This is a genomic window from Oribacterium sp. oral taxon 102 (genome assembly GCF_013394775.1).
Classification (GTDB): domain Bacteria; phylum Bacillota; class Clostridia; order Lachnospirales; family Lachnospiraceae; genus Oribacterium.
Genome location: NZ_JABXYT010000001.1, coordinates 2,205,735 through 2,230,377 on the forward strand (window position 1 = coordinate 2,205,735; position 24,643 = coordinate 2,230,377).

26 protein-coding genes and 2 pseudogenes are annotated in these 24,643 nt (G+C 38.9%); 2 read left to right on the forward strand and 26 right to left on the reverse strand.

From position 1 onward, the window contains the following. Positions 1–7 precede the first annotated feature (7 nt). Positions 8–880 (forward strand): IS110 family transposase, encoded by an 873-nt coding sequence (locus HW273_RS09790; protein WP_243206788.1) that lies wholly within the window; start codon positions 8–10, stop codon positions 878–880. 12 nt (positions 881–892) lie between these two features. Further along, positions 893–1,171, forward strand: coding sequence for a transposase (locus HW273_RS11810; protein ID WP_243206851.1), 279 nt, complete (start codon positions 893–895; stop codon positions 1,169–1,171). Between the two features lie 179 nt (positions 1,172–1,350). On the opposite strand, the pseudogene HW273_RS11585 reads toward HW273_RS11810, so the two are convergent. The 26 genes and pseudogenes from HW273_RS11585 to rplJ all read right to left on the reverse strand — a co-directional run. Beyond that, positions 1,351–1,562 (reverse strand): annotated as a pseudogene (locus tag HW273_RS11585) (IS3 family transposase); the annotation flags it as partial. Positions 1,563–2,013: 451 nt separating this feature from the next. Next, positions 2,014–2,241: pseudogene (locus HW273_RS09800) on the reverse strand (transposase); the annotation flags it as partial. Positions 2,242–2,332: 91 nt separating this feature from the next. Continuing rightward, positions 2,333–3,382, reverse strand: a complete 1,050-nt coding sequence (locus HW273_RS09805) for an ATP-grasp domain-containing protein (RefSeq protein ID WP_179011938.1) — start codon at positions 3,380–3,382, stop codon at positions 2,333–2,335. 2 nt (positions 3,383–3,384) lie between these two features. Beyond that, the gene (locus HW273_RS09810) at positions 3,385–4,614 is read right to left on the reverse strand and encodes a diaminopimelate decarboxylase (protein ID WP_179011940.1); all 1,230 of its coding nucleotides are present in this window, start codon (positions 4,612–4,614) and stop codon (positions 3,385–3,387) included. A gap of 33 nt (positions 4,615–4,647) precedes the next feature. Continuing rightward, positions 4,648–5,361 carry a metallophosphoesterase gene (locus HW273_RS09815; protein WP_179011941.1) on the reverse strand — a complete coding sequence of 238 codons (714 nt, stop codon included), beginning with the start codon at positions 5,359–5,361 and terminating at the stop codon, positions 4,648–4,650. A 12-nt stretch (positions 5,362–5,373) separates the two neighbouring features. Continuing rightward, positions 5,374–6,045, reverse strand: a complete 672-nt coding sequence (locus tag HW273_RS09820; RefSeq protein WP_179011943.1) for a PIG-L deacetylase family protein — start codon at positions 6,043–6,045, stop codon at positions 5,374–5,376. Positions 6,046–6,599: 554 nt separating this feature from the next. Further along, a complete protein-coding gene (locus HW273_RS09825) occupies positions 6,600–7,496 on the reverse strand; it encodes a YhcH/YjgK/YiaL family protein (RefSeq protein WP_179011944.1) in 897 nt (298 codons plus the stop codon). 30 nt (positions 7,497–7,526) lie between these two features. After that, the gene (locus tag HW273_RS09830) at positions 7,527–8,639 is read right to left on the reverse strand and encodes a thiamine pyrophosphate-binding protein (protein WP_243206789.1); all 1,113 of its coding nucleotides are present in this window, start codon (positions 8,637–8,639) and stop codon (positions 7,527–7,529) included. Then, positions 8,593–9,126: a thiamine pyrophosphate-binding protein gene (locus HW273_RS09835; RefSeq protein WP_179011946.1), complete on the reverse strand. Its 534-nt coding sequence runs from the start codon at positions 9,124–9,126 to the stop codon at positions 8,593–8,595. The genes HW273_RS09830 and HW273_RS09835 overlap by 47 nt, the downstream gene beginning before the upstream one ends. Before the next feature lie 27 nt (positions 9,127–9,153). Then, a complete protein-coding gene (locus tag HW273_RS09840; RefSeq protein ID WP_179011948.1) occupies positions 9,154–9,531 on the reverse strand; it encodes a hypothetical protein in 378 nt (125 codons plus the stop codon). A 306-nt stretch (positions 9,532–9,837) separates the two neighbouring features. Next, positions 9,838–10,875 (reverse strand): hypothetical protein, encoded by a 1,038-nt coding sequence (locus HW273_RS09845; protein WP_179011949.1) that lies wholly within the window; start codon positions 10,873–10,875, stop codon positions 9,838–9,840. Next, entirely contained in the window at positions 10,872–11,525 is a 654-nt protein-coding gene (locus HW273_RS09850; RefSeq protein ID WP_179011951.1) for an acylneuraminate cytidylyltransferase family protein, read from the reverse strand. Before HW273_RS09850 ends, HW273_RS09845 begins: the two co-directional genes overlap by 4 nt. A 57-nt stretch (positions 11,526–11,582) precedes the next feature. Then, complete coding sequence (locus HW273_RS09855) at positions 11,583–12,992, reverse strand: oligosaccharide flippase family protein (protein WP_179011953.1); 1,410 nt, start codon at positions 12,990–12,992, stop codon at positions 11,583–11,585. A 19-nt stretch (positions 12,993–13,011) separates the two neighbouring features. Beyond that, the gene (locus tag HW273_RS09860; protein WP_179011955.1) at positions 13,012–14,097 is read right to left on the reverse strand and encodes a polysialyltransferase family glycosyltransferase; all 1,086 of its coding nucleotides are present in this window, start codon (positions 14,095–14,097) and stop codon (positions 13,012–13,014) included. Next, a complete protein-coding gene (locus tag HW273_RS11700) occupies positions 14,094–14,810 on the reverse strand; it encodes an acyltransferase (protein WP_179011957.1) in 717 nt (238 codons plus the stop codon). The genes HW273_RS09860 and HW273_RS11700 overlap by 4 nt, the downstream gene beginning before the upstream one ends. Before the next feature lie 23 nt (positions 14,811–14,833). Continuing rightward, positions 14,834–16,060, reverse strand: coding sequence for an O-antigen ligase family protein (locus HW273_RS09870; RefSeq protein ID WP_179011959.1), 1,227 nt, complete (start codon positions 16,058–16,060; stop codon positions 14,834–14,836). A gap of 10 nt (positions 16,061–16,070) precedes the next feature. Next, a complete protein-coding gene (locus HW273_RS09875; RefSeq protein ID WP_179011961.1) occupies positions 16,071–17,102 on the reverse strand; it encodes a glycosyltransferase family 2 protein in 1,032 nt (343 codons plus the stop codon). Between the two features lie 4 nt (positions 17,103–17,106). Then, positions 17,107–18,267, reverse strand: coding sequence for a glycosyltransferase (locus tag HW273_RS09880; protein ID WP_179011962.1), 1,161 nt, complete (start codon positions 18,265–18,267; stop codon positions 17,107–17,109). A gap of 16 nt (positions 18,268–18,283) precedes the next feature. After that, positions 18,284–18,979, reverse strand: coding sequence for an acyltransferase (locus HW273_RS09885; protein WP_179011964.1), 696 nt, complete (start codon positions 18,977–18,979; stop codon positions 18,284–18,286). A gap of 15 nt (positions 18,980–18,994) precedes the next feature. Further along, positions 18,995–19,363 carry a glycosyltransferase gene (locus tag HW273_RS09890; RefSeq protein ID WP_179011966.1) on the reverse strand — a complete coding sequence of 123 codons (369 nt, stop codon included), beginning with the start codon at positions 19,361–19,363 and terminating at the stop codon, positions 18,995–18,997. Positions 19,364–19,386: 23 nt separating this feature from the next. Beyond that, a complete protein-coding gene (locus HW273_RS09895; protein WP_179011968.1) occupies positions 19,387–20,340 on the reverse strand; it encodes a glycosyltransferase in 954 nt (317 codons plus the stop codon). A gap of 76 nt (positions 20,341–20,416) precedes the next feature. Further along, positions 20,417–21,661, reverse strand: a complete 1,245-nt coding sequence (cps2T, locus tag HW273_RS09900; RefSeq protein ID WP_179011970.1) for a beta 1-4 rhamnosyltransferase Cps2T — start codon at positions 21,659–21,661, stop codon at positions 20,417–20,419. Positions 21,662–21,837: 176 nt separating this feature from the next. After that, entirely contained in the window at positions 21,838–21,987 is a 150-nt protein-coding gene (locus HW273_RS09905; RefSeq protein WP_179011972.1) for a hypothetical protein, read from the reverse strand. A gap of 27 nt (positions 21,988–22,014) precedes the next feature. Next, positions 22,015–23,493 (reverse strand): sugar transferase, encoded by a 1,479-nt coding sequence (locus HW273_RS09910; protein WP_179011974.1) that lies wholly within the window; start codon positions 23,491–23,493, stop codon positions 22,015–22,017. Between the two features lie 158 nt (positions 23,494–23,651). Further along, entirely contained in the window at positions 23,652–24,029 is a 378-nt protein-coding gene (rplL, locus tag HW273_RS09915) for a 50S ribosomal protein L7/L12 (protein ID WP_179011976.1), read from the reverse strand. Between the two features lie 93 nt (positions 24,030–24,122). Then, the gene (rplJ, locus tag HW273_RS09920) at positions 24,123–24,617 is read right to left on the reverse strand and encodes a 50S ribosomal protein L10 (RefSeq protein ID WP_179011978.1); all 495 of its coding nucleotides are present in this window, start codon (positions 24,615–24,617) and stop codon (positions 24,123–24,125) included. Positions 24,618–24,643: the final 26 nt, after the last annotated feature.

The following is a 24,643-nucleotide window of genomic DNA, read 5'->3' on the forward strand; positions in this document are numbered from 1 at the left end:
TTTCCCTATGTATTATGTAGGCATCGATATTGCCAAACTTAATCACTTCGCCTCTGTTGTTTCTTCAGAGGGAGAGGTACTCGTCAAGCCGTTCAAATTTACGAATGACAATGATGGCTTCTGTAAGCTGCTTTCCGTGCTCGCTTCATACGGACGCAGCAGCCTCATCATTGGTCTTGAATCAACGGCACATTATGCTGACAAACTGGTTGAATTCCTCGTGTCTAAACGCTGCCAGGTCTGCGTTATCAACCCGATCCAGACTTCCACGATGCGTAAAAACAACATCCGGAAGACAAAGACCGATAAGGTGGATACGTTAGTTATTGCCAGAACATTGATTACTCAACCGCATAGATTCTTCTCGCAAGAGGATATCAGCCTCATGCATCTCAAGAATCTCGGTCGTTTCCGGCAGAAGAACATCAAGAAGCGTACTCGGCTCAAGATTCAACTCACGACTTACATGGATCGGGTCCTCCCGGAACTCCAATACTTCTTCAAATCCGGACTGCATCAGAAGGCTGTTTATGCGCTTCTGACTGAGGCTCCCACACCTGAACTGATTTCTTCTATGCACTTGACTCATCCGGCTCATCTGCTCGAGGTTTCCTCCCACGGACACTTCAATAAAGAGCAGGCCAAGGAATTAAGAATTCTGGCACAGAACTCTGTCGGTTCCAGCGACAGAGCCCTATCCTTGCAAGTGACTCAATCTGTGGAACAGATCGAATTACCGGACAGGCAGATCAAAGATATCGAATCCCAAATGTCTGATATCATGCTTGGGCTCGATTCCGTTATTATGACCATTCCCGGCATCGGATATATCAATGGCGGAATGATCTTGGGCGAGATTGGCAACCCCCATCGCTTCTAAAAGCCCTGTCAGCTGCCCGCGTTTGCCGGACCAGATCCTTCTGTATATCAGTCCGGAAACTTCAATGCCAGCCACACCAGAATGTCTAAGCGTGGTTCCCGGGTTCTCCGGTATGCATTGATTAACGCAACGCACAACGTTGTGAAAAACAACGCGACCTTCAAGGCTTACTATGACTCTAAGATGTCCGAAGGCCGCTCTCACTACAATGCCCTTGGGCACTGTGCCGGCAAACTCGTCCGAATCATTTTTAAGATGCTGACGAGCGATGTACCATTCAACCTCGAATAAGTTCTAATTCGAGATCATGGTAGATTTTTCAAAGTACCCGTAAGGGGGCTCTGTTAGAGTTACCCTTTTTCGGTCACAGATAAAAAAGGTAATTTTCCGCTAATTCATGCTTGACTTTTCATAGCTGGTCTCCTACTCGTTTTTTGACGCAAGGGGACACGGACATTTTCCTGGACTGTCTAAACGGCAATCCCAAGCGATGTCCTGTACCCTGCAGGACTTATAAATCCCACTGATTCCTTGATTCTGTCTTCATTATACCAGCGAAGATATTTATCCAGTTCCTTCATGAAGTTTTCAAGACTCACTCCCATCCAGTCTCTGCCATAGAAGAACTCATTCTTAATCTTTCGAACAGCCCTTCACATGCCGAGTTATCAGGAGAGCATCCTCCTATAATAAAGTTGTAGATAATATATAATAAGTTTCGCAAAGCGATTGGAGCTTTCCCTGATGGTCAAAGTGCTTTGATGCTGGTCTGTGCTCGACTGCGCCATATCAGGTTTTATGAAAACATTAACATTGAGTGCTTACAATGCGGAAGTTCATATTTATACTCTTACCTTCCCCACGATCTTCAAAACGTGAGAAGTACCTTCTAGATCTTGTGCTCCACGATGAGCAATTCAGGATATATAACAATATAATCTCCCGCAACCAATGTAATCTTACTCATTCTTCTAGGCACTTTCCAAAACATCACATCTTTTTTTCATCATATTCTTCCTCGTATAATAAGTGTATAACCAGTATAAATGATGGTTATGCGCTTAGCCTTTCTATAGGTTTATAGATGATCTGAGACACCCGGATAAATCCTTTCCATCTCATCTACATTGGTGCCAGCGGATGCCAAAAAGATCTTTATAACCGTCGATGAAGCGGTAAGTCATTAACCGATCTCCTTCGCACCAATGAGAGACGGCGGTTTTAGAAACACCATACTCTGCAGTAATGCTCTTGTAGCTTCGCCCCTCTTCAAGATGCAGCCGGACGATCTTACGCTTAAATTCCGGTTCATACTTTCGTGATATAATGATTTGCTCCTTTACTAAGCTTATTATACTCATTAAGTCACTGGTGTTACAACGTTATGATATCACCTCAGTTTTTTAGTAAAGGCGCCTTGTTGCTTTGTTACTTAAAAGGATGGTGGTTCGGCTATTCAGAAAACATTTCCTGATATCTACGTTTCATTTTTACCCCATACTTGATTTCAACTTTCGGAAGCTCTTCACCCAGCAACTGTTTGATTCTCAAATACGGCAAATTCATTCCTGCTTTTTTGAAAATTTTCATGGTGGCTGCAACTCTAGGATTCACCTCCATTAAAACAGGATGTCCATTTTCATCTGCCTTAAAATCAAAATCTGCGTTCCCATCTATGCCAAGAGCCTCACAAACAGCTTTTGCAATTTCGATTGCTTCTTTATTTTCCTTGATTTCAGCCACTTGCGGAATGCTCGCCAAATTAACAGTACTTTCTCTATATCCAGCGTATATAACCTTTCCGTTGTCACCAATAATATCAACAGACCCTTCTACACCAGGTAAGTATTCCATAGCCATCATTTCTGGCATACTATTCTTTTCTCTTAATGTAGAAAGTAATTCTTCCATTGTGGTATACATGGAATTGGGCTTTTCACCAAACAAAATATCAAATCTTGATACATCTGATTTAATAATCCTTATACCTCTCGATCCTGATAAGTTTGTTGCTTTAACACATACCGATTTTTCCGGATATCCGCAATACTTGCAAGCTTCTATTAAATCATCTGCGCATCTCACTAGAGCAAACTTAGGTACTGGAAAATTATTTTCCTTTAAAAAAGAATAAAAGCGATATTTATCCGTGGCAATCTCAATGCTCTTTCTATTAGATAATGACACTTTTGTGTCTATTGCATCAAATTTCTCTTTGTTTTCTAACAACTTTAAAAGCTCATTAGACATTCCAGGAATCAGAACATCGACTTTTTCTTTCTCACAAATCTCTAGTAATGAATCTATGTATCCAGGTTCAATAGCTTTGGGTGTAACATACAGCTTATCAATAAGAGGAATCATAGTTTCGTCATACGCCATATCCGCTCCTATGACGCGAATATTTCTTTCACCATTGTCTTTTAAGCAGTCAATAAATGCAGGCGTATATATCGCTCCACACGCAGTATATAACACCGTGATATCTCTCAACTTTTCCATAATCACAACACATAAGTATCAAGTATATAATCAAAGGATTCCTTCTCTTTGATTAATTCGAGACTTTCTCCTTCCATAGAAATCATAGCGCAATTAGGTAATATGAATGGTGGCTTGTCAACATTTGAATAACCGCCAACATTTCCAAAAATAATATTATCTCCTGTGCCTAATGTTCCGTTATAGCCTATATACATCTTATCGTGTTCTAGACAAGTATATCCTACAAATTCACCATCGACAATTTGTTCTTGATTTTTGTTATTATGGATAACATTAATTGGAAGTTTCTTTAAATAGCTAATTTCGCCCAGATTATGTTTTGAGCAATCTAACACTACAAAATCTTTTCCTCTGATGTGCTTTATACTCGACACAGTAGCAATAAAATCAATATAATGATTGATTAATGTTGTGCCCGGTTCAGTAAAGAGTATAGGCTTGTTATCATATGTATAGTCCTTATAATGCTCATTTATAACCATGCCAATCGCCTGTGCATAGTCCAAATACTTTGGTAGATCCTTTCCAAATTGAATAGCAAGTTCATCATCCATTTCTCCAAACATGCCACTTCCTAGATCGATATACTTTAATTTCTTTCCATCAAAATACTTATCTATAATCTTCAGAGCTTCCTTTATCCTGTTTGTCCACGCCATAACAGTTCTCGACTGGCCTACATGTATATGTATACCTTGTACGTCAAGATTATCTGCAGTTTGAATCAATCCTAACGCTTTTTCAAAATCTCCACTTGTTACATCAATTCCAAAACGTGAAACAAAGCTTTGCCCAATATCAACATTTAATCTCAACCCAATTTTGATATTGATTTTAGAGTTCTGTTTTGCCAAGTCAACTATTCTAGTTAATTCATCCAAATTATCCACATTAAGCATGCCTCCATTCAGAAGCATTTCGTTTCCTAATTTCCCCTTAATTGGACCATTATAAATAATATGGTCATCTTCATATCCAACTTTCTTCGCTATGTAATATTCCATGTCGGATACCACCTCTGCGTACCCGCCTAGTTCCTTTACTAATTTACAAATATACGGAGCATAATTCGTCTTATATGAATAAGATAACTCATATTTTTCGTAATTAGTTTTCATAGCACTAAAAAAAGCTCTATAATTTTCAATGAAAGCCCTCTTATCAAACACATATATAGGACTTCCGTATAACTGTAAGGCATTATTGATAGTCTGTTTATTATTAATCATTGTGCTCTCCTATCTGCTGTCCTCTTTACCTCTCTATATCTTCACAAACACCACTTCCGGCTCATTATTGATTCTCGGCATTATTTCCGTCCCGGCAATACCACGGCTTACAATAAGTTTTTTATCGTGTATTCCACTTGTGTACTTAGGAAACAATCCCTGCCCAGGAGCGTATAAGCCACGACCAAGAATTCTAACCTGCCCACCATGAGCATGACCTGAAACAATCAAATCTATTTTTCTGTTTTTCAAGTGCGGCTCATAGTATTCTGGATGATGAGATAGTAGAATTTTATATCCATCTAATTTCTCAAACTCATCTATAAACTCCACATCCGGCACCTGACTGATCTTCTTATCATGATAATTGCGTCCCGATGAAAGTCCTCCAATATATAAATCTCCTGCTTTCACATAACGATTCTCTACTACAACAGCATCGGATTTATAAAGCATCTTAATTTCGTCAGCGGTAAGCCGCTTCTCATGATTTCCTAAAGAGAAATACGTGGGTGCTATTGTACTTATCCGGTTCAGAAGCCCGACACCATCATTTACAAATCTCTCATGATCTCTCGCCTTTTCAATAGCAGCACCATCTACAAGGTCACCAGGAATTAAAATCAGATCAGTTTTATTCTTCTCTATAATCGTCAGAAACTCAGTAACTCTGCTATTATGGATGTCAGCTAATACCGCCAAGACCATCCCATATTCCTTTCCAAGTTCATACCAAGTTTCCACCATTGTTAATTCGCCTTATCTTCCAATCAGCTTAGTGCCTTCGCTAAAGTCCATCTCAATTCTTAATACTTCAAATGCTTCTGCAAACTTCTTTCCAATTTCATATCCTCTGAAACCGCATCTACATCTTACACCTTCAACCCAATCTTCACCAGCGAACTTATTGTACTCAGACTTGTGCTCTCTTAAAGAATTAAGCTTCTTTTCCAACGTCTGCTCAATATCAACATAAAGATCCGGTTTAAATGCAACATAAGATCTTCCCGACGGTGTGATAGGCTCATAGAAGAATACCGTATTTCTTCTTCTCGCTGCTGCGATTGTCGCATTAGACACGCCTGCATGAGCCTGATGAGTATCAAATGGATGATGTGTAAAGATAACATCCGGATTATAATCGGTAATGCACACATCAATGGCATTTACAACATCAGAATGCCATGGAATATCTTTTGTAGGGAAGTCCAGAATCTCGATATCATGAACGCCAAGAACATGCAAAGCATTAGTTCCTTCCTTGACTGCCACATCATTGCCTCTCTGAACAACACCATTAATGTTGGTGTATCCTGATTTACTCATAATGAGCACCTTAACTTGGTGTCCATTCTCAATTGCCTTTGCAAGAGTACCTCCACAAGCAATCTCAATATCATCCAAATGTGCTCCAACTGCTAAAATTTTCATTTTATTATTTCCTTTCCAATAGTTGTTTTAAATATGTTGTTTTTTACCAAATTGTTCAGCTGACAATGTAATAATCGATATCAAGTATAAACTCTGTCTTCTGTCTGCATGAGATATAGAAATAGATTAGCAAATTCAGGATATTCCATTTTCAAAGTTTCAAAGCTTGTCCGAAAACAAGCTATATTTGAGCCCGGTCCATTTGTCCATTCTTTGAATAAGCCAAACTTAGTCTATCCACTAATTTCTCATTCTGATATTCTTTATATACACTTTCCAAGATATAAATTCGATTTTTCAAAGGAAGCATACTCAAAAATGTATAAATATTTTCCTTGTCAAATTTATGCTCATCTTGCAAGAAATACCTAAAAAATCTATTCTACAATATGTATCGCCTTGCCTATAATATCCTGCAAGTCATGATCACTTACTTTTCCACTGAAATGAGAGCTCTCTCCACCAATTTTATAAATATCCTGAATATCACCGGCTGCCTCTTCGCTGTATTTTTCCTTTATAATCTTTTGTTTTCTTCCCCAATTGCTAGCACTCTATATTCTAACTTTACCCACAATCTTCAGTACATGCTTTGTTTCTTCTAAATCCCGTGCTCCACGATGAGCGGTTTCTGGATAAAGAACTATGCAATCTCCAGCAAGCAATGTGGTTTTGCTCATTCTCGAAGGTATATCCCAGAACATTACATCCTTCTCCTCGTCATAATCTTCTTTTAGGGAAAGTCTAGATATATCAACAAAATCCATACCCTCCTCACCAAAAACTACAAGCTGAATATCTATATATTTTCTGTGTGACTCGAGTTTGCACTGCTCTGCTGTTTTTGTATCATAGCTTTGAATGCTGTAATAGAATTCGTTATCCACATCTACTCTTTTGCCAGCATCTGTTTCCGATACCCTAAGTTCCTTTAAATATCTAACGGCTTTTTCAACTCTGCTCTGAATCTCAGCTTCATCGCTTCTATCAGAAACAAGCCACTCAGCAAAATCTCTAAGAGCGCCTTCACCTGCTTTATTTGCACAGACATAATCGGCAACGGCCTTGACTTCTCTTACAGCATCGGCTGGGCAAGCCACTATGCCACCTGCTTCTTTTATTGGGTTCATACACTTCAAATCAAGAGTATCATCGCCAAAATAAGCACAGCTTCCAAGTCCATCCTCTCCTACTATTTCTTTTAAAGTAGTAAGTTTATCAAGCTTTCCCTGGTATACTTCTTTAATTCCTAATTCATCACATCTGTGTTGAACAATCGAACTGTTTCTCGCTGTAATAATAACTGGTGTGATATCTCTTGGTTTTAAAATATAGTTTATTACCATACCGTCCTTAATGGAGAAAGCCTTCATAGCCTCTCCATCAGGACCCATATATATTTTGCCGTCGGTGAGTGTTCCATCGACATCCATAATTAAATACTTAACCATCTTTAACCTCCAATGCCGATGCCTACATTTTTACGCACCGATTAAAGCATTTACTTTCTCTAACATTTCTTCATCAAGATCCGGTTTGATTGTACAGCTCTCCCACTTAATCTTAGGGATAAGGAGAGTTCCTGGAGTAATCATAATGTTCAATAAACAAGGCTCATCATCCATTAACCAATCTTTATACTCATCTAGTTTCTCATAGCTACTAACTTCAGCAGCCTTAAGGCCGTATGCATTCGCAACTTTTACAAAATCCGGAACTGTATACCCACTTTCTGCTGTCGTTATGCAATATCTATCATTATAAGAACCGTGCTGAATCTCACTTATCTTACCGAGTTCCTTATTGTTGACCACAAGAACCTTAATTGGCAGTTTTTCTCTTCTTACAGTCTCAAGTTCCTGGATATTCATCTGTAAGCCACCGTCACCAGTGATGCAGTATGCTATGCCATTTCCCGTGCTGATTGATGAACCAATAGCGTATGGAAGACCAACTCCCATTGCCCCGTAGCTTCCGCCAATAACAATTCTTCCTTCGGTTCCCTTGAATGAAAGTGACTGTGCAGCCCAACAAACTGTCTGTCCAATGTCAATTGTAACAATTGGATTTTTCGGAAGCAACTCGGAAATCTTCTTCATCAGCTTATTGCCTTCAGTGTCATCATAATCATCAAGAAGATTCTTTGCTTCTATACAGTTATTCCACCAGCCACTATAGTCTGGAATTTCTTCGGCTATCAACTGCTCCATAAACGCCTTAGCATCCATATTATAGTCTTCTTCATCATCCTTTACTACCCGTGCCAATTCATATTGATCAACGTCACAACGAATCAATTTAGCCTTTGGAGCAAACAATTCCTTTTTGTGACCAATTTGTCTTAATCCAAGACGAGCACCAACGGAGATGACTAGGTCGCATTCATTCAACATCATATTAGCAACTCGATTGCCATAGGTACCGATGAATCCAATTCTATATTCATCCTGAATCATATCCACAGTATTCATTGTGGCAAGAACAGGAATGTGTGTTTTTTTAATAAATTCATAAATAAGCTCAGATATACCAGCTGCTCTTGCGCCATTACCTACAATCAATATTGGTTTTCTGGATGTCATATGGAAAATCAATGACCACACCTCCCTTTCTTCCTGTAGTAGCTAATTTATAAGCTCTTGAAATAATATCCGGAAATGTCTCCGCAAGGTTTGGAGATACAGAATACTTTGTTATATGCTTCGTCATAGATACGATTTCCATCTCCTGGAAACCATTTTGACGAACGCCCGAAAAACCTCTTTGCTCATTAGTAGGAACGTTGCCGCTTATCCCCATAAGAGGTACACCATCAAACCAAGCATCAGCTAGACCTCCGAACGCATTCACAGCACCCGGACCGGAAGTCGTAAAATAAACTCCAAGCTTACCACTTGTTCTAGCATAGCCATCAGCCGCATAAGCGCACCCCTGCTCGTTATAACAAACGTGTACTTTTATTTCATCTTTTCTAGCGTATAAGGCATCCATAAAAGGTACAATGTAGCCCCCAGAATAGCCAAATACGTCAGTGACACCATTTTTAATGAGGTAATCAACTAAGTATTCCGAACAATTCATAAAATCCCAACCTTCCTAAGTAATCTATCAAACAAGAGAAAATTTGCCGCACATACTTGTGAATTTGTTGCCAGCTATCTTTTTTGTTTTAGAACTAAAGCTTAAAGAGAAACCAATAAGAACCATAATTAAAATCAATCTATCGGTTTTAATGTCAAGTGCGGTCAATACAATTGGAGAAATCATGCATACAGACATCAGCGCTGTAAGAAGTTCTTTTCTATCATCAAGCTGCTCTTCAAAAAACAGTCCCAAGCAATAGACCAAAACTCCAAGTGCCAGGCCTCCAATCGCTCTAAAATAGCTTATTGGTGCAAAAACAGGATATCTTCCTAAAACGAAATACCACAAAAACATAAGCCAAAGAAAGCGTGCCATACACTTTAATCGGAGTTTTTCAAACAAATATCGCCAAGACCGGCAAGATTGGCAGCATTGTAGCTAAGTGCCACAGAATGCCAAGCATCAACAACTGCGTTGCTGTGCCCCCCGATCAGTTTGGCCTTCTCAAAATAGCATACAGTAAAATATCCACTCAAAGCGAAAAACGCTTCAACAAATATTCTTCCATACATGAACGGGTATTGTTTTATTTCATACAAATGGTAAGAATAGAAAATCATAATGATAACAGCCATCAGCAAGCGATATATATATCTATCAAACCATTCCTGACATGTTCTTTCTCTACGTTCGCTGTATTCATTGCCATCACCACTTTACACAATTTTTATATTTGTCATAGATTCCATCTAAAACTGAAAAATCTGTTTTCGAGTAACCTGTTCCATATCTGGTACGCTGCTGTGGAGACAATTCCTCAACAACATCAAACATTTCGTTAGCTGTACAATTATGAGCTTTCTTTAAATGATAAACATTATCTACATGAGAATGCTTTGTCCCACACACATACATCGGAAGATCATATCCATAATCAACATCACCTAAAATTGGCGTGATATATGTATCAATCGTCTTAAGCAGTGTTTGAAGGTCATAATGACCACCGCAGTTTTTATTAATGTAATCAGCAAGAAGCTCCGTCTTTGCGTTGCCTGCTCCTCTTCCCATTCCGAAAAGAGATCCATCAACAATGATATCTCTGTCACACTCTTCGGCTAGTTCAATCATTCTCTCAGCCAAGGCGCAAGAAAGGCCAAGGTTATCGTGTGAATGAAGACCAATCTTAATACCCTTATCAAGCAGACTATCAACTTGTTTAAAAATATGTACGAGGTCAGTCATGTACATAGTGCCAAAAGTATCCACAATAGAGAATGATGCAGGCTTAACCTTATTGACCTTTTCAATTAATGCGGCACGAGCCTCATCTGTATAGCTGATAGAATCCATTGGATTAAACTGAACAAGATATCCTTTTTCCTTAGCTCCCTTGCAAAATTCAATGGAAGCATCAATCTCATGCTGTGCAAAGGAAATTCTAAGCCACTTAAATGACTTGCCATCATAGTCATCAAGATTTTCTAATGAATATCTACTGTTATCACAGAAACCAAGGAATTGTGTATGTTTTCTATCTTCTGGAAGATACTTTCTTGCATCTACTGAATTTGCATAAACTAAAGTTTCGCCAGTTACATTTGTCTGTAAAAAACCAGTCTCTGCAAAATCAATACCTGCATCAGCAAGTCCTTTCATAATTCCTTTTACAAATTCAGGATTAGAGTTCTTATTAAAAAGATATCCTCCGTCTCGAATTGTACAATCTGTTATCTGTACGCTCATTTTTTCAACATCTCCTTATAAATCGCATTACATATTTCGAAGTCTTCAGGATAGTCGATATCCATAGCTTCAATCTTATCTACTTCCTTGATGAACGGATGAGAACCAAGTCTTCTGTTATGCTTTATAAAGGACTCTTTAGTAAAGACATAGGCAATAGAAGTTTCTCCATAAATCAAAGGAAGATCCTGTGTCCGAGGGAAATGGTCTGGATCAAAGTTGATTGGCTTTCCATTCTCCCACATAAATGTTCTTAATGCCTCTGCACAAAAAGCCGAATCATATTCTCCACTCGCAACCTTATCTACGCATTCTTCAATTGTGGAAACTTTAGCAAAAGGCGAAGTGGTGTGTGCATTCACATAAATATCTGCATCAACGGTATTCATGAATTCTTTGATGAAGTCGTTGGCATTGATACCATCACCATCGAGGTACTCCGGACGTTTGAGATATTTAACGCCAGGTAAAACATATGGGATAACCGCATCATCTGAGCAATAAATATAGACCTCATCAATATTCTTAGCTTCTAAGCAAGCCTTCTGAATAAAATGCATTAATGGTGTTCCATCAAAGAATGGTTTTATGTTCTTTCCCGGAACTCTCTTCGAACCCAATTTAATCGGAATTAAAGCAACTGTTTTCATTTTATATCCCCACCTTTTATAAAAAATAAATTCAATGTATTTAATTCTTGTTAATAACTACGTGGCTTTATTTTTTTCAGTTTTTATCAATTTAAAGACTGCGCTAAAAACACTTATAATTCCGTTTTTATTCAGCCATATAATCAATAAAATAATCGGTATCTGAATTAAAACATTTATATCAAAAATTTCAACCGTGCATTGTAAAACAAGTAAGCCCCATATCAAAACTAAATTTTTTTCATCACCAATTACTCCATGTGATATTTTGCTCTTTCTAATTATATAAATAACATAACTTGATGCAGCTGTTGCTATTGTTGCTCCTTGAACTCCCAATATATAAATTAGACCAACATTCAATATCAAATTAAGCACCGCCCCTACCATAGTAGAGAGAGATAAAATTTTGGTGTTTTTCTGTGCTGCAAGAATTGATCCTAGCATGCCTGAAGCATTGTTAAACACACAGCCGAGTAAAAGGAATGGTACATATTGCCACGCTATGAAAAAATCTTTTGCATATAAAATTAATGCTAGTGGTTTTAAAAGAACAATTAAAGCAGAGCATGCTAAACACATCAATACGTTCACAAAAGAAAAAGCTTTTCCATAGAATGCTGCTGAATCAGCTTTATCATATTCTTTTATTGCTGAAATCTGCCAAGCCTGAAGAAATATATTCTGTAAAGTCCCTATAATTTGTGGAATTTTATAGGAAACAGATAAAATTCCACTTGCCGCAACACCACACATTCCAGCCACAACATATTTGTCAGAAGTATTATTAACTAACCACCCAACAACTGAAGCAATCAGCGGCATAGAGTAAATAAGCATTTCCTTCTGTATTTTCCCACTACTGCCAAATGAAACCAGACGCGCAATGTCTAGTCTAAAAGCAAGATATATTGCAGGAACTAGCAATGCCAAAGTATTGGCATAAAAGAATCCCTCCAACCCTGCTTTAACAACAATCAGAAAGAAAACATTACATAGTATCACCGAAACAGTGCCAATTAATCCGGCAATTCCTATATCGAAAACTTTTTCATTTCCTTGTGCAAGTTGATTTAAATATTGATAAATGGAATACGCAATATAGTATAAACAAATTATCCAACATAATTTCTCTATTATTTCACCACAAATTTTTGCTGCAATGAAAACGCCAACTATCGATAATGCCAAATTTATTATGATAAATTTTAGTCCAATACTTGCCACCTTAGAGACATCATAATTTTTATCTAGAGAAAATCGCATTACCGCATCACAAATATTTAAGGTCAATATTGGAAAAACAAAAGACACCGTAGTAACAACTAAATCATATGTTCCATACTCTTCAGTTGTTAAAATATTTGTATAAAGTGGAACTAACAAAAAAACAAGTATTTTGGACGCAAAATTACTAATCGTTAGTAATCCTAAATTTTTTATTAAGTACTTTAACTTATTCTCCATTTATCATCATCTCATACGTTTATATAATCTTTTCCATTTCTCGTTCAGATTCTATCACTAAAACATTATGACAATATCGCCTGCCAAAATCACCATTTATTATGGTTTGGATAGTATTAACAGTCTCGCAAGCGCTCTTATTGGCACCAAGATTACATAACGGGTATATATAGCAAATTTTTGGAGAATTACTTTGTGTCAAGCTAATTGAAAGCGCACTGCATGAATACCCAGTTATTAACACATGTTTAGAAAAATCCTTCCCCAATTGAATAGCTTCCCACGGAATACCTGAATTTTCATCCACATTGAGTCCTGCTCTTATAAAACGTTCTGGATTATCTCTTGGATGTGCTTTAACTATCAAATTTTCATTTCCAACAAATTTGGCTACTTTTAGAACAGCATCTATTTCCCCTATAGAGCCTCCGCCTTCAAAATCATATACACTGGTTAAACAGATATATTTAAATTTTTCATAATCGGTACTTTTAGTATCATTCTCAAATAAATCATTCAAGATATTAGCCATCTCGCTGCTATCTGAAATCCGCGGTATTTGAACAGCATTCAACTTTCCGTTATAAAGAGTTGGATAATAGCAATAAAAATTACTCGCAGAACATTCTAAAGGACTGAGGTTTAAAAGGGATCTAATTTTAAAAGCCAACCTAGATTTAACAGTTTTAATATTCCAATCATCATAAGATACAATACCTTCTTCATATCTTGAGGCAATAATTTTAGGATTAATTTTATACAATTTTGCAAACAGCGTATAAATTTCGTCTGTTTGAGAATAGTAAATTATTTCATCAACAGATTCATTAGGAAAATCCCTCCAGATATCATCGTTCCCATTTATATAATGCAACACCAGCTTACATTTATTGGCTATAGATTTATTCTCAACATTTTTAGTTTTGATGTAATATGTTTCGTCAAACAATCCCATGCCACGTATTTTAGGATATATCTTTGCCAAACCATTTGTATGATCAGAAATCGCAACACAAAACTTATCATCCGAGAATAATGTCAATTTCAGTTGTATGCATTCAATTAGCTGTGAATATGTGTTACATATAAATAATCTGGTACTCAAACTTTTCCCTCATTTCCTGCAATTACTTTCTTTTTAAAATCATCAAATGATTTATATATTGGTTTGCTGTCACACACATCATTTATGACATCCTGTAAACAGTCTCCATCAACCCTTGCGTTTTTCAGAATATCGCGCTTATTTTCGCATTCCCACAAAGAAAGAAACCATCCCATTTCTTCTTCTTTTAAAGGTCTACCCAGATAACAGCTTTCTCGTTCATAAAATAGTTTTGCATTACGCTCAAAATTAGACATGCATTTATTATAGTATTCATCCAAAGTACATATCACTTTAGCCGGATTCCCAGCAACAACAACATTTGAAGGAATATCAGAAGTCACAACGCTTCCCGCACCAATTACAACATTATCGCCAATATTACAATCCATACAAATAATAGCATTCATACCTATGAAAACGTTATTTCCTATCCGAGTAACCCCTACTTTAAACGGCATTGAATGATATACTGGTCTCAAAACAGCATAACTATAATCGTGAGCTAAAATTTTAACCCCTTCAGTAATTCTACAATATTCTCCAATCTCAATATAATTTAACGAGCTCTCATCTACCGGATACCTGTTAGGTACGTAGAAAAAAGTTCCTTTACCAATTTTAGCCCCTCCACGTCTTAAAAAGTCTATATAAACTTGGTTATTGTAATGATTAGGCCAAATTAATTGTCTGATAGCGCCTTTAATTCCCATGTACGCCCCCTTCCTTACAGCATTCACGAATTCCTTAACTGAGATAAAGGAATTAATAGCAACAGTACCTGGCAGACAAAATAATCTGCTGTATTATCAGTCAAATACGTAACAAATAAATACAAAACCATTGCCATATATATAGTTGCTGTTCTTTTTGAAAATTTAGAGAAAAAGCGATTAGGTAGATACAACAAATAATATGCAAACCATAATATACTGCCTATAATTCCATAAGAAATATATGTTGCCAGAATATCATTGTGTAAACCCGAGATCGACTGCATATACATAACTTCTGATGCATCCCAGTTTTCTATAACTTTGCTAATTCCTGCTATACCCCACCCCATATGTGAAATGCCAAAAGTAGTTCTTCTTGTAAAATATCCAAAGATAATATCTCTACCTGATGAACTAATATTGTACTTAAGCAACATTGCAAAGAAAACACTATTATAGATTAGAGCAATATAAAGCATGCAGATTAAAATTCCGCAACTTCCCAAAGTTGCAAGACTTTTTTTTGACAATCCTCTCTTTCTAACGAATAAAGCAAAAATTCCTGCAACAACAATTGCAAATATTCCAATTCTTTTGTCCCCTAAAAGGAAACTAATAGTAAGGAAAAAAACCAATAATTTTTTATTTGATCTACGCTCTGCGTCAAAAAATAGATAATAGATTATTAGCATGCCTATAGCAAAAGTAAGTTCGTGAACTTCAAAAAAGTTTTCCTGCGTGTCAGCCAAAATGGATAGGAAACTATTAGCAATACCGGAAATACCAACTCTAATCAGGGCACAAACTAAGATAATAATTGCGTCAGCTACAACAGCTCTTGTAATGCAATCCAAACTCTTTTTACCTATATATTTCCACATCAAAAAACATGTAGTCCAGATACAAAATCTATCTATGAAAACAAACAAAGACCTTGACCAGTAATGCACACCATATATTTGAGGAACTTCACTAAAACCAAGCGCCAAACATTCTGTCAAAATCATTAGAGCAAATAAAGGAATAGACAGTTTCAAAAATCTATTGGAAACATTTTTCGTTACAGCAAAAGAGCGTCTATGTGTCAAATAATATGCAATAAACAAAAAGCATAATATATATTTAGAAAAATATAGTATTTTAAATAAAAATCCGTATGAGATTCCAAATAATCGGGTACTTTGATTGCCAATAAGGGCAAAAAGAATCACAAGGGTCCCTATTAACTCACTGTATTTTATCTTCATACGCATATAATCACCTGCCTGTCTTGAGCACAATCAAAGCCTCTGCAAGCCATGCCATATGATTTCTGACAAAGAACACAAACGCTCGTCTTGGAAAACTTTCTCCCTTGAAATTTCCTTTTTCAATTATACTTATTAGTCTATTGTCGTTTAAACATCTATAGATAACTGACATTTTGTTCTTGTAATCAGACGCATACAACTGTTTCAAATCCGCAATTACAAAAGAAATATATGGCGATACTAATCTTGACTCTATGATTGGGTTATAACCCTTTTTTCTAACTAAATTAACGCATTTAGTATAGAATTCGATATTTTTTTCTTCTCTGTCCAGTCTTATTGTATGCGATAGAGAGTTTTCATTCATACGATAATACATAGTAAAAACCGGAATTTCCACTACACACCGAACTGCACTACACAAATCTATGAACGAGTATGTATCCTCAGATATTATTTCTCTCTCAGAAGCACATCGCCAATCTTTTCTTTTTAGTAGTTTAGCCGAAAAGAAAGGTCCGCTCATACATAGACTAAATCCAACCTTTTTTTTAGAATTGGGGTCTGGAGCAATAATGTTTGGTAAAAATTCGTCAAAAATTTCCGAATCGCGATATATCTTATATTGAATTGGTAACGCATTGACTATAAGCTCTCCGCTCTCTTTAACCCCATATTCTCCACTTCCAACAATATCCGCATCTTCTTTCTCTGCTGTCTCAACCAAAAGATTGATTGCATTTTTTTCAATATAATCATCACTATCTAGAAATAAAATATATTTACCTGAGGCAATCTCTAATCCCGAATTTCTCGCTTCTCCTAGTCCTTGATTTATTTCTTTATGTAACACCTTGATTCGATTATCTTTCAAACTCCAACTATCACATTTTTGAGGACAACTATCCGGGGATTTGTCATCTACTAATACTATTTCTAAGTTTTTATATGATTGTGAAACCACGCTTTCTATACAACAATCTAAATATTTTTCCACGTTATAAACTGGGATAATAATTGTAACAAGACATTCATTCATAAATTCACTTTTTTTCTATTTCGTCTATTATCTTTTGTGAAATAATCGATGTATCATAATTTTTTGCTGTTTCCAAGCAATGAAAGGACAATTGTGTTTTATTATCTTCAACGAATTTCATTGCATCCGCGAAAGAATCAGGACTTAGTTTTTCTGCCACTTTACCCGTAACGCCATCAACTATTTGTGCCTCAAGTCCCGGAACTGAAAAGCATACTACTGGTAACCCAGACGCATAAGCCTCTAATACTGCTAACGAAACACCCTCACCCTTTGAACTAATTAAAAATGCATCGGCGTTCTCCAATAATTTGAAAGTTTCGGCATGCGGCTTTGTTCCCTCAAGGATAACTTGTCCAGTTAAATTTAACCGGTTTATGGTCTCCTCTACATTAAATCTATCCGGTCCATCACCAATCAAACACAAATTTGCAGTACTCTTATATCGATCAATAAATATCCTAAAAGCCTCTATCATTTGTGAAACATTCTTTTCTTGGCTTAATCTGCCAACATAAATAAAAGTTTCAATTCGCTCTTCTTTTCGTTTTTCAATTCGCCTAACGATATTTTCATGATTAAATTTTTCAATTCTTATTGGACTTCCAATTCCAACGAAAGTTGCTTTACTTTTTTTTCTCATAGTAGCACTATAATTCTGTGCACTTTTATCATCGGTTACTAGAAAAACTATATCCGCCATTCTTTGGGACAACCAATAAAATGGCTTTTGAATTCCAACCATCAAGGAATGATTTGTTTTATAGCTTAGACCATGTTGATGGTATACCTTAACTGTATTTCTTTCATACTTATTTCCTAAAACAGCACCAACAAAGCAACTCCCAGTATGCGCATAAATCACATCATATTTTTTTATTTTAAATTCTTTACAAGTCAATATGCTTAGTCCTAACCAATAATTTGGAATCACCTTATTCTTAGTCTGAACATTACCATATATATTTAGTTTATGCTCAACTCCACAAACGTTTATTGTTTCCACAGAAATTCCATCGACACTAACTCCCCACAAGTCAACATCGTATTCTTCACATAAATGCCCTAATATAGATAATTCATATTCCAGCATTCCACCCATTGGCCAATTCAAAAAATTAGAGTTATCGATAAAAGCCATTTTTTTCTTGATTTTGTTTTCCATAAAAATTCCCATCTAATTATTCATTTCTATATTTAATTATTTTTGCCGGGACCCCACCAATCACACAATTTTGCGGAAACACTCCCGTAACAACAGCATTTGCAGCAACTATAGTACCATCTGCAATTGTTGCTCCATCAAGAAATACTACTCCTGCTCCAATCCAGCAATTATTACCTATTCTAATGCCTTGATGTGTAACACCTTGTTCTCTAATCAATTTTGTCATATCTGAAAAATTGTGGTTTTCAGAGTGGAATCGAATAAACTGCCCAGCTACTACATCATCACCAATTTCAATTCCACCTGCTGCTCCGAATGAACAATCATTTCCAAATGTAGTTCTATTGCCGATTTTTATACCTTTACCAATATCCTGAAGACTACCTGTACATTCAATTCTTGTGTTCCTGCCGATGACAACATTTTCTCCAATATCGACACCCTCTTTAGAAAGAGCATCTATATATACGCCATCTTGTAACTTTGTTTTGTTACCTATCCTAAGATGCTTCTTTTCAATAACATTCACATGTTTTCCAATGAAAACATTCTTTGCTATTTTTTTATGTCCAAAGGAAAAAATACTCCCTCTAATCATCATCCAACCATATTTCCAACATTGCAACAATATGTATCTTTTATCAATATCTGGATCAAGTTGAAAGCCATCTTTTCCCGCGATCTTCAACAATACATCCAAAATACTCATATTGTACTTTCTTCCTCACTTTTCCCATCCATAGCAATTTATTTCAATTTGTCTTGACATATCCTCGACCTGCATAATTGTCTGTTTTTCTACAATTATACGATTCATCTCGCGAAGCTTATCCACTGTAATATCTTGCAAAATCATAGCCAACTTCGAAGCATCCATATCTTCAATAATAATGCCGGCGCCATTTACCAAAATATCTTTAGCACCTACGTTCCCACTTATAATCACAGGAATTCCATAACTAAGTGCTTCTAAAACCGTAAATCCAAAGGTCTCATACCAGATACTTGGTGCTACAAGGATATCTGTATCTTCAAAGATTTTCTCTAACTCTGCATACGCATATCTACTATGTGTTTTTATATACGGCGACATCTCTATAGGAGTAAAATGAACATCTAAGCAAAAATTCTGTTTTTTACTCCATAATTCATCAAGTGCCGCCTGGAGAAGAAAAAACCCTTTGCCCCCCCCTGTGGTCCTAAGTAGCGAATTCTAATAAAATCGTTTGAATACTCTTTTATTCTTTTATTATCTTTTATACCTGAATGCATAACTGGAATCACGCAATTATTGGGAAGCTCAAACACAGATTCATACACTTTTTTGGTTATACTACTGTTGTAATGTATTACATCCATCATTTTTAAGAGCGAATAATAGTAGTTTCGCAGTTTCTCGTAATCCTCTGTTAGTCCAATTACTCCTGTGTCATTATCCACTTTAGACTCACTCAAGAAATTATCTCTATGGCTTTTTCTTAGTCTTTTAATAATTTCCACATCTTTTAAATATCGATAAATAGGAGATTGAAGGATTTTTATTTTAACTAAACTTAACGCTGTGGTATTACATACTCCGCAATACTCGTAGCTATTAACACAATCGCATATTTTTCCTTGTCGAAACATTGTAACCTTCGGGCAAATAGGGAAGAAATCGTGTGCCGTAAATATAAGGCGAATTTTCATCCGTTTTGCTGTTTCCAGAAAACTCCTATGAAGTCCCATCAGTGTATGGACATGAATAACATCCGGTTGAAATTCGCTCAATATTTTTTCATATATATTACTATTAACATCCTTAGTGAATTCATCAATGTTAATAATCCCCTCATCAAACGAAATTGGCAATGGATTCACCAGTTCTAAGCTGAGAATACTTTGACCGTCAAAATCAACCTTACTTGTTCTTATCGATGTTTTTTTGCTTATAAACCCCATTTGCCCAGGCCAAAGTAACGCTATCGAATGTCCTTCTTTTGCCTGTTGAACCATAAGGTCGACGCAAAATTTAGTTAATCCGCCTGACCTATATGGTGGGAATCCTAATGAATAATGCATCACCTTCATAATGTTCAACTCCCGTATTGTTTATCTCCAAATCTCCGCATATCTACCACTGATATATTCCCGGCTATATGCAGTCTTAATCTTTTTTATATATCTGTTTTTTATTCTCCGCAGTAAACACTTCTTCATACTGCCCGCAGATTTTATCCCACGTGTACTCTTCAGCAACACGCTGCTTGGCTCTCCGTCCTAACTTCTTAATCTCATCAGTACTCATCTGGTCTGCCTTATCAATAAGCTCTGCCAACATTCCATCTTCACGGCTCCAATAAAGTGCACAGTCCTCAGCAACTTCTTTATTAAATCCAACATCCACGAGCAGATTCAGACCAGTACTTCCCAGTGCTTCGATAAGGCTCGGATTCGTACCGCCAACCGTGTGGCCATGGAAATATGCGTAAGCATTTTCTCTAATCTTCTTTAGCAACTCCTGGTCATACACGGTGCCAACAAACTTGATTCTCTTATCGCTCTTAAAGTGCAGTTTCTCCTCCAGCTCATTCAGAAACTTATCGTTTACATTCGTAATCAGTGCGAAATCACGTTCACTCTTACTCTTCATGAACTCACGGATCATTACTTCAAAAGAGTTCTCCGGTACAAAGCGACCAACTGCCAGGTAATACTCCTTTTTCTTCAGCCCTTTTTCTCTATACCAGTTCACTAACTTCTCGTCATCGTCTGTCAACTTACTAAGCGTTAAATCTGCTCCATAAGCAATGAATATAGTCTTCGGATCAGCACCACGCACTCCTCTGCCGTCATAACTTTGATGAATATACTTCTCGATGTTCACAGAATCACAAATGACAAGGTCAGAATACTTGACCATCATCCGTTCCGAAGCCTTCCAGTAAGCTCTCACAGGTTTCGACCACTTTGCTCTCATCCATTCATGTCCATCTGGATTCAGATAAACCTTTCCGCCTAACTTGTGGATTTCCTTGTAGAAGTGCTTCATGAACGGCCCGATACGGCATGCCATGATGTACACAATCGGATGCGGGATGTGATTCTTTTTGATGTGTTCGCAGCAGGCTTTAAGTGCTGCACAATCGTAATAAATTGCCTGAGCCGGTCCAATCTGAGGAATTTTGATTTTAAAGCAGTGAGCATTATGGAATTCAAACTCGTGGTCATTGAGCTTCGACACACCTTCGAGCTTGGTCTCATCCATGCATCCATCACCGTTTACTTTGCAGGCAACATGATACTTAATATTCTTTTTATTCTGATGATACTCTGTGAGCTTATAAACAAATGTCTCATAACCGCCATATGCTCCGAGACTTTTCGCACCGACAAGGTATACATGCTGCACTTTAGTTTCTCTCCCTCTATTTCTTGTAACCTACTTGCCAACTCATCAGGAGAGCAAAGAACCTATCCATACTTCCCGTCATCCCTAGCTCACCCTTCGATCTCTTAATAACTTCCCGACCTTAAAGCCAGGTAAAATGTACCCTTCCGGGAACCCCCTCAGCAGACCGATGGGAATTATCCCCATTTTACCCTCTGCCAATCAAGTCCACGGATTGGTACTACAACCTTTTCCCAAATAATATTAAAGAAATTCAAAAGGAATGACAGGTTTTCGTCTGACAATCCATTCAGTGATTCTATTACCTGTGCCTGTAATACTGACATATCCCGCGCTCCTTACCCCTCCGGCCCTCACCTTGACCCCTTCCGCATCACCACTACCCAGACGGTCTTCAGCAGGATCTTCACATCCAGCCACAGGCTCCAGTTTCGGATATACTCCGTATCCAGCCGCACTACATCCTCGAAATCTCTGATGTCACTCCTGCCGCTGATCTGCCAGAGCCCTGTGATGCCCGGCTTGATCGCAAGCCGCGCCCTGTGATGAATGTCGTACTGCTCATACTCTTCGAGTGTGGGCGGGCGCGTCCCGACGAGGGACATATCGCCCCGCAGGACATTCCAGAACTGCGGGAATTCGTCGAGACTGCTGCTTCGGAGGAAATGGCCGAGCCCATGTCTCGTCCCATCGGGACCGCTGCCGATGATGCGGGGATCCGCTTCCAGCTTGAACATAAGGCCCTTCATCTCGTTTTTCGCCATCAGCTCCGCCTTGCGCTGCTCCGCGTCCTGATACATGCTGCGGAACTTATAGATAGCAAAGATCCTTCCGTTCCTGCCGACACGTTTCTGACGAAAGAGGATCGGTCCGGGATCCGCAAGATAGATCATCGGCGCCAGAAAGATGCAGAGGATACCGGTGAGCAGCACACCGAGAAGCCCTCCCGTGATATCCATCAGCCGCTTCAGTCCTTCCTCTACCGCTGACACATCATTGGTATAGCTGGTCAGGACGTCAATCCCCGCAATCTGCTCGTGGTACCTCGCCCCGGGAAGATCATCCAGTACCGCGTATTCGATATGCACCGTCAGCCCCATCAGCGCGCAGTCATGAAGCAGCGCTTTCGGCAGCGCTTCCCGCTCCGAAATGCTGAGCAGAACCTCGTCCACGACATTCGCCGCAAGATAGGCAGGCAGCTCCTCGGCCTTGGCGACGATCGGAACATCCAGGATATATTGTGTCGAAGCCGCAGGAGAAGCTGCTGCATCATTCCATGCAGCCTGCTCTCCGACATCCTCCTCTCCGAGGAGAACCACGCCGCAGACCTCGAAGTCAAGCATGCGCTTCTTCAGCTTCTCCAGCACCCGTTCCGCGTTCTCCCTGCCCGCTACGAGCAGGAGCTGTCTGGAAGTACTCTTCATGTGGCGCTTCAGAATCTGCTTCCATAGCAGACGCTCGGCATAAACCGTCAGGAAGGACAGCAGCCAGGTATACACGATGACCAGCCGCGACAGGATATCGCTTGCCTTGATGAAGAACAGCAGGATCACAGTGAAGCTGAGAACCAGACCGATATGCTTGAAAACTGCGACGAGCTCCTCCAGCGGTCCTCTCCGGAGCACTCCGCGGTAGGCGGAACCGAATACGGCGATCAGGATGTGCATCATAGCGATCAGCAGGAAAGCGCTGCGATATGCCTCCTGCCCCCACAGCCGCATATTGTTCTGGCGAAAATAGAAACCCAGAAGCAGCGATGCCAGCAGACAAAGCAGATCCAGTATGAGAAAATCAATATGCTTTATCAGGCTTCCCGGTCGTTTCCGATACATTGCAGTCCTCCCCGAATATCATCTTAGTATATCATAGGAGATTTTTGCCGTCACCTTAATATTCCCTTATCTCTATCTGTCGTCTCCGGGACAAATATGCAAAAGCCCCCGGAAACCCATACCTGCATGGATTCCCGGGAGCCTTTCCCGAAAGCTTATTACTTAAGGGTAACCTTCGCGCCCTCTGCCTCAAGCTTCGCCTTGAGCTCATCAGCCTCTGCCTTGGAAACACCCTCCTTGAGAACCTTCGGAGCTGCCTCGACAGCCTCCTTCGCCTCCTTCAGCCCAAGACCGGTAGCCTCACGAACGACCTTGATGACCTTGATCTTGTTCGGACCTGCCTCGGTGAGCTCTACGTCAAACTCGGTCTTCTCCTCAGCTGCCGCTGCGCCTGCACCACCCGCTGCTGCCACTACCACGCCTGCAGCTGCAGATACGCCGAACTCCTCCTCACAAGCCTTAACCAGCTCATTCAGCTCGAGAACAGAAAGCTCCTTGATCGCTGCGATAAACTCTTCCGTTGTTAACTTAGCCATTTTGATTTCCTCCATTTTTAGATTTATGCCTTCAGGCACAGATTGTGAAATGCTGTTTCATGATATCATCCGATCGGAAGCGGATGAAAGGACTCATGCCGCGTCGCCGCTCTTCTCCGCGATCTGATTGAGAACACGGGCAAGATTGGTGATCGGAGACTGCATGGAGCCGAGAAGCCTTCCAAGCAGCTCCTCTCTGGATGGGATCTCCGAGAGAGCCTGTACTGCCTTCTCATCGTAGTAAACGCCCTCTACCACAGCTCCCCGCAGCTCCAGCGCCGGGGCGGTCTTCGCGAACTTCGCAATGATCCTCGCCGCGGCTGTAGCATCGTCCTTGCAGACTGCGATCGCATTCGGTCCCTCAAGGATACCGTCAAGCTGCGCGTAATCGCTGCCCTCTGCCGCTCTCTTGACCAGCGTGTTCTTGAAGACCTTGTACGCTACGCCGGCTTCTCTCAGCTGCTTACGGAGCTCCGTATCCTGTGCAACAGTCAGACCGCGATAGTCTACGACGGTTACGGATACCGCGTTATCAAGGAGTCCCTTGATCTCGTCGATAATCGGCTGCTTAAGTTCTACCTTTGCCATTTCGATTTTCCTCCTTTTTTTGAATT

Excerpts from the sequence above, each read along its gene's own strand:
- HW273_RS09790 (WP_243206788.1), top strand. The coding sequence starts at position 8 with ATGTATTATGTAGGCATCGATATTGCCAAACTTAATCACTTCGCCTCT.
- HW273_RS09805 (WP_179011938.1), bottom strand. The coding sequence starts at position 3,382 with ATGGAAAAGTTGAGAGATATCACGGTGTTATATACTGCGTGTGGAGCG.
- HW273_RS09810 (WP_179011940.1), bottom strand. The coding sequence starts at position 4,614 with ATGATTAATAATAAACAGACTATCAATAATGCCTTACAGTTATACGGA.
- HW273_RS09815 (WP_179011941.1), bottom strand. The coding sequence starts at position 5,361 with ATGGTGGAAACTTGGTATGAACTTGGAAAGGAATATGGGATGGTCTTG.
- HW273_RS09820 (WP_179011943.1), bottom strand. The coding sequence starts at position 6,045 with ATGAAAATTTTAGCAGTTGGAGCACATTTGGATGATATTGAGATTGCT.
- HW273_RS09825 (WP_179011944.1), bottom strand. The coding sequence starts at position 7,496 with ATGGTTAAGTATTTAATTATGGATGTCGATGGAACACTCACCGACGGC.
- HW273_RS09835 (WP_179011946.1), bottom strand. The coding sequence starts at position 9,126 with ATGAATTGTTCGGAATACTTAGTTGATTACCTCATTAAAAATGGTGTC.
- HW273_RS09845 (WP_179011949.1), bottom strand. The coding sequence starts at position 10,875 with ATGAGCGTACAGATAACAGATTGTACAATTCGAGACGGAGGATATCTT.
- HW273_RS09850 (WP_179011951.1), bottom strand. The coding sequence starts at position 11,525 with ATGAAAACAGTTGCTTTAATTCCGATTAAATTGGGTTCGAAGAGAGTT.
- HW273_RS09855 (WP_179011953.1), bottom strand. The coding sequence starts at position 12,992 with ATGGAGAATAAGTTAAAGTACTTAATAAAAAATTTAGGATTACTAACG.
- HW273_RS11700 (WP_179011957.1), bottom strand. The coding sequence starts at position 14,810 with ATGGGAATTAAAGGCGCTATCAGACAATTAATTTGGCCTAATCATTAC.
- HW273_RS09870 (WP_179011959.1), bottom strand. The coding sequence starts at position 16,060 with ATGAAGATAAAATACAGTGAGTTAATAGGGACCCTTGTGATTCTTTTT.
- HW273_RS09875 (WP_179011961.1), bottom strand. The coding sequence starts at position 17,102 with ATGAATGAATGTCTTGTTACAATTATTATCCCAGTTTATAACGTGGAA.
- HW273_RS09880 (WP_179011962.1), bottom strand. The coding sequence starts at position 18,267 with ATGGAAAACAAAATCAAGAAAAAAATGGCTTTTATCGATAACTCTAAT.
- HW273_RS09885 (WP_179011964.1), bottom strand. The coding sequence starts at position 18,979 with ATGAGTATTTTGGATGTATTGTTGAAGATCGCGGGAAAAGATGGCTTT.
- HW273_RS09890 (WP_179011966.1), bottom strand. The coding sequence starts at position 19,363 with ATGTCGCCGTATATAAAAACACATAGTAGATATGCGTATGCAGAGTTA.
- HW273_RS09895 (WP_179011968.1), bottom strand. The coding sequence starts at position 20,340 with ATGAAGGTGATGCATTATTCATTAGGATTCCCACCATATAGGTCAGGC.
- HW273_RS09905 (WP_179011972.1), bottom strand. The coding sequence starts at position 21,987 with ATGTCAGTATTACAGGCACAGGTAATAGAATCACTGAATGGATTGTCA.
- HW273_RS09910 (WP_179011974.1), bottom strand. The coding sequence starts at position 23,493 with ATGTATCGGAAACGACCGGGAAGCCTGATAAAGCATATTGATTTTCTC.
- rplL (WP_179011976.1), bottom strand. The coding sequence starts at position 24,029 with ATGGCTAAGTTAACAACGGAAGAGTTTATCGCAGCGATCAAGGAGCTT.
- rplJ (WP_179011978.1), bottom strand. The coding sequence starts at position 24,617 with ATGGCAAAGGTAGAACTTAAGCAGCCGATTATCGACGAGATCAAGGGA.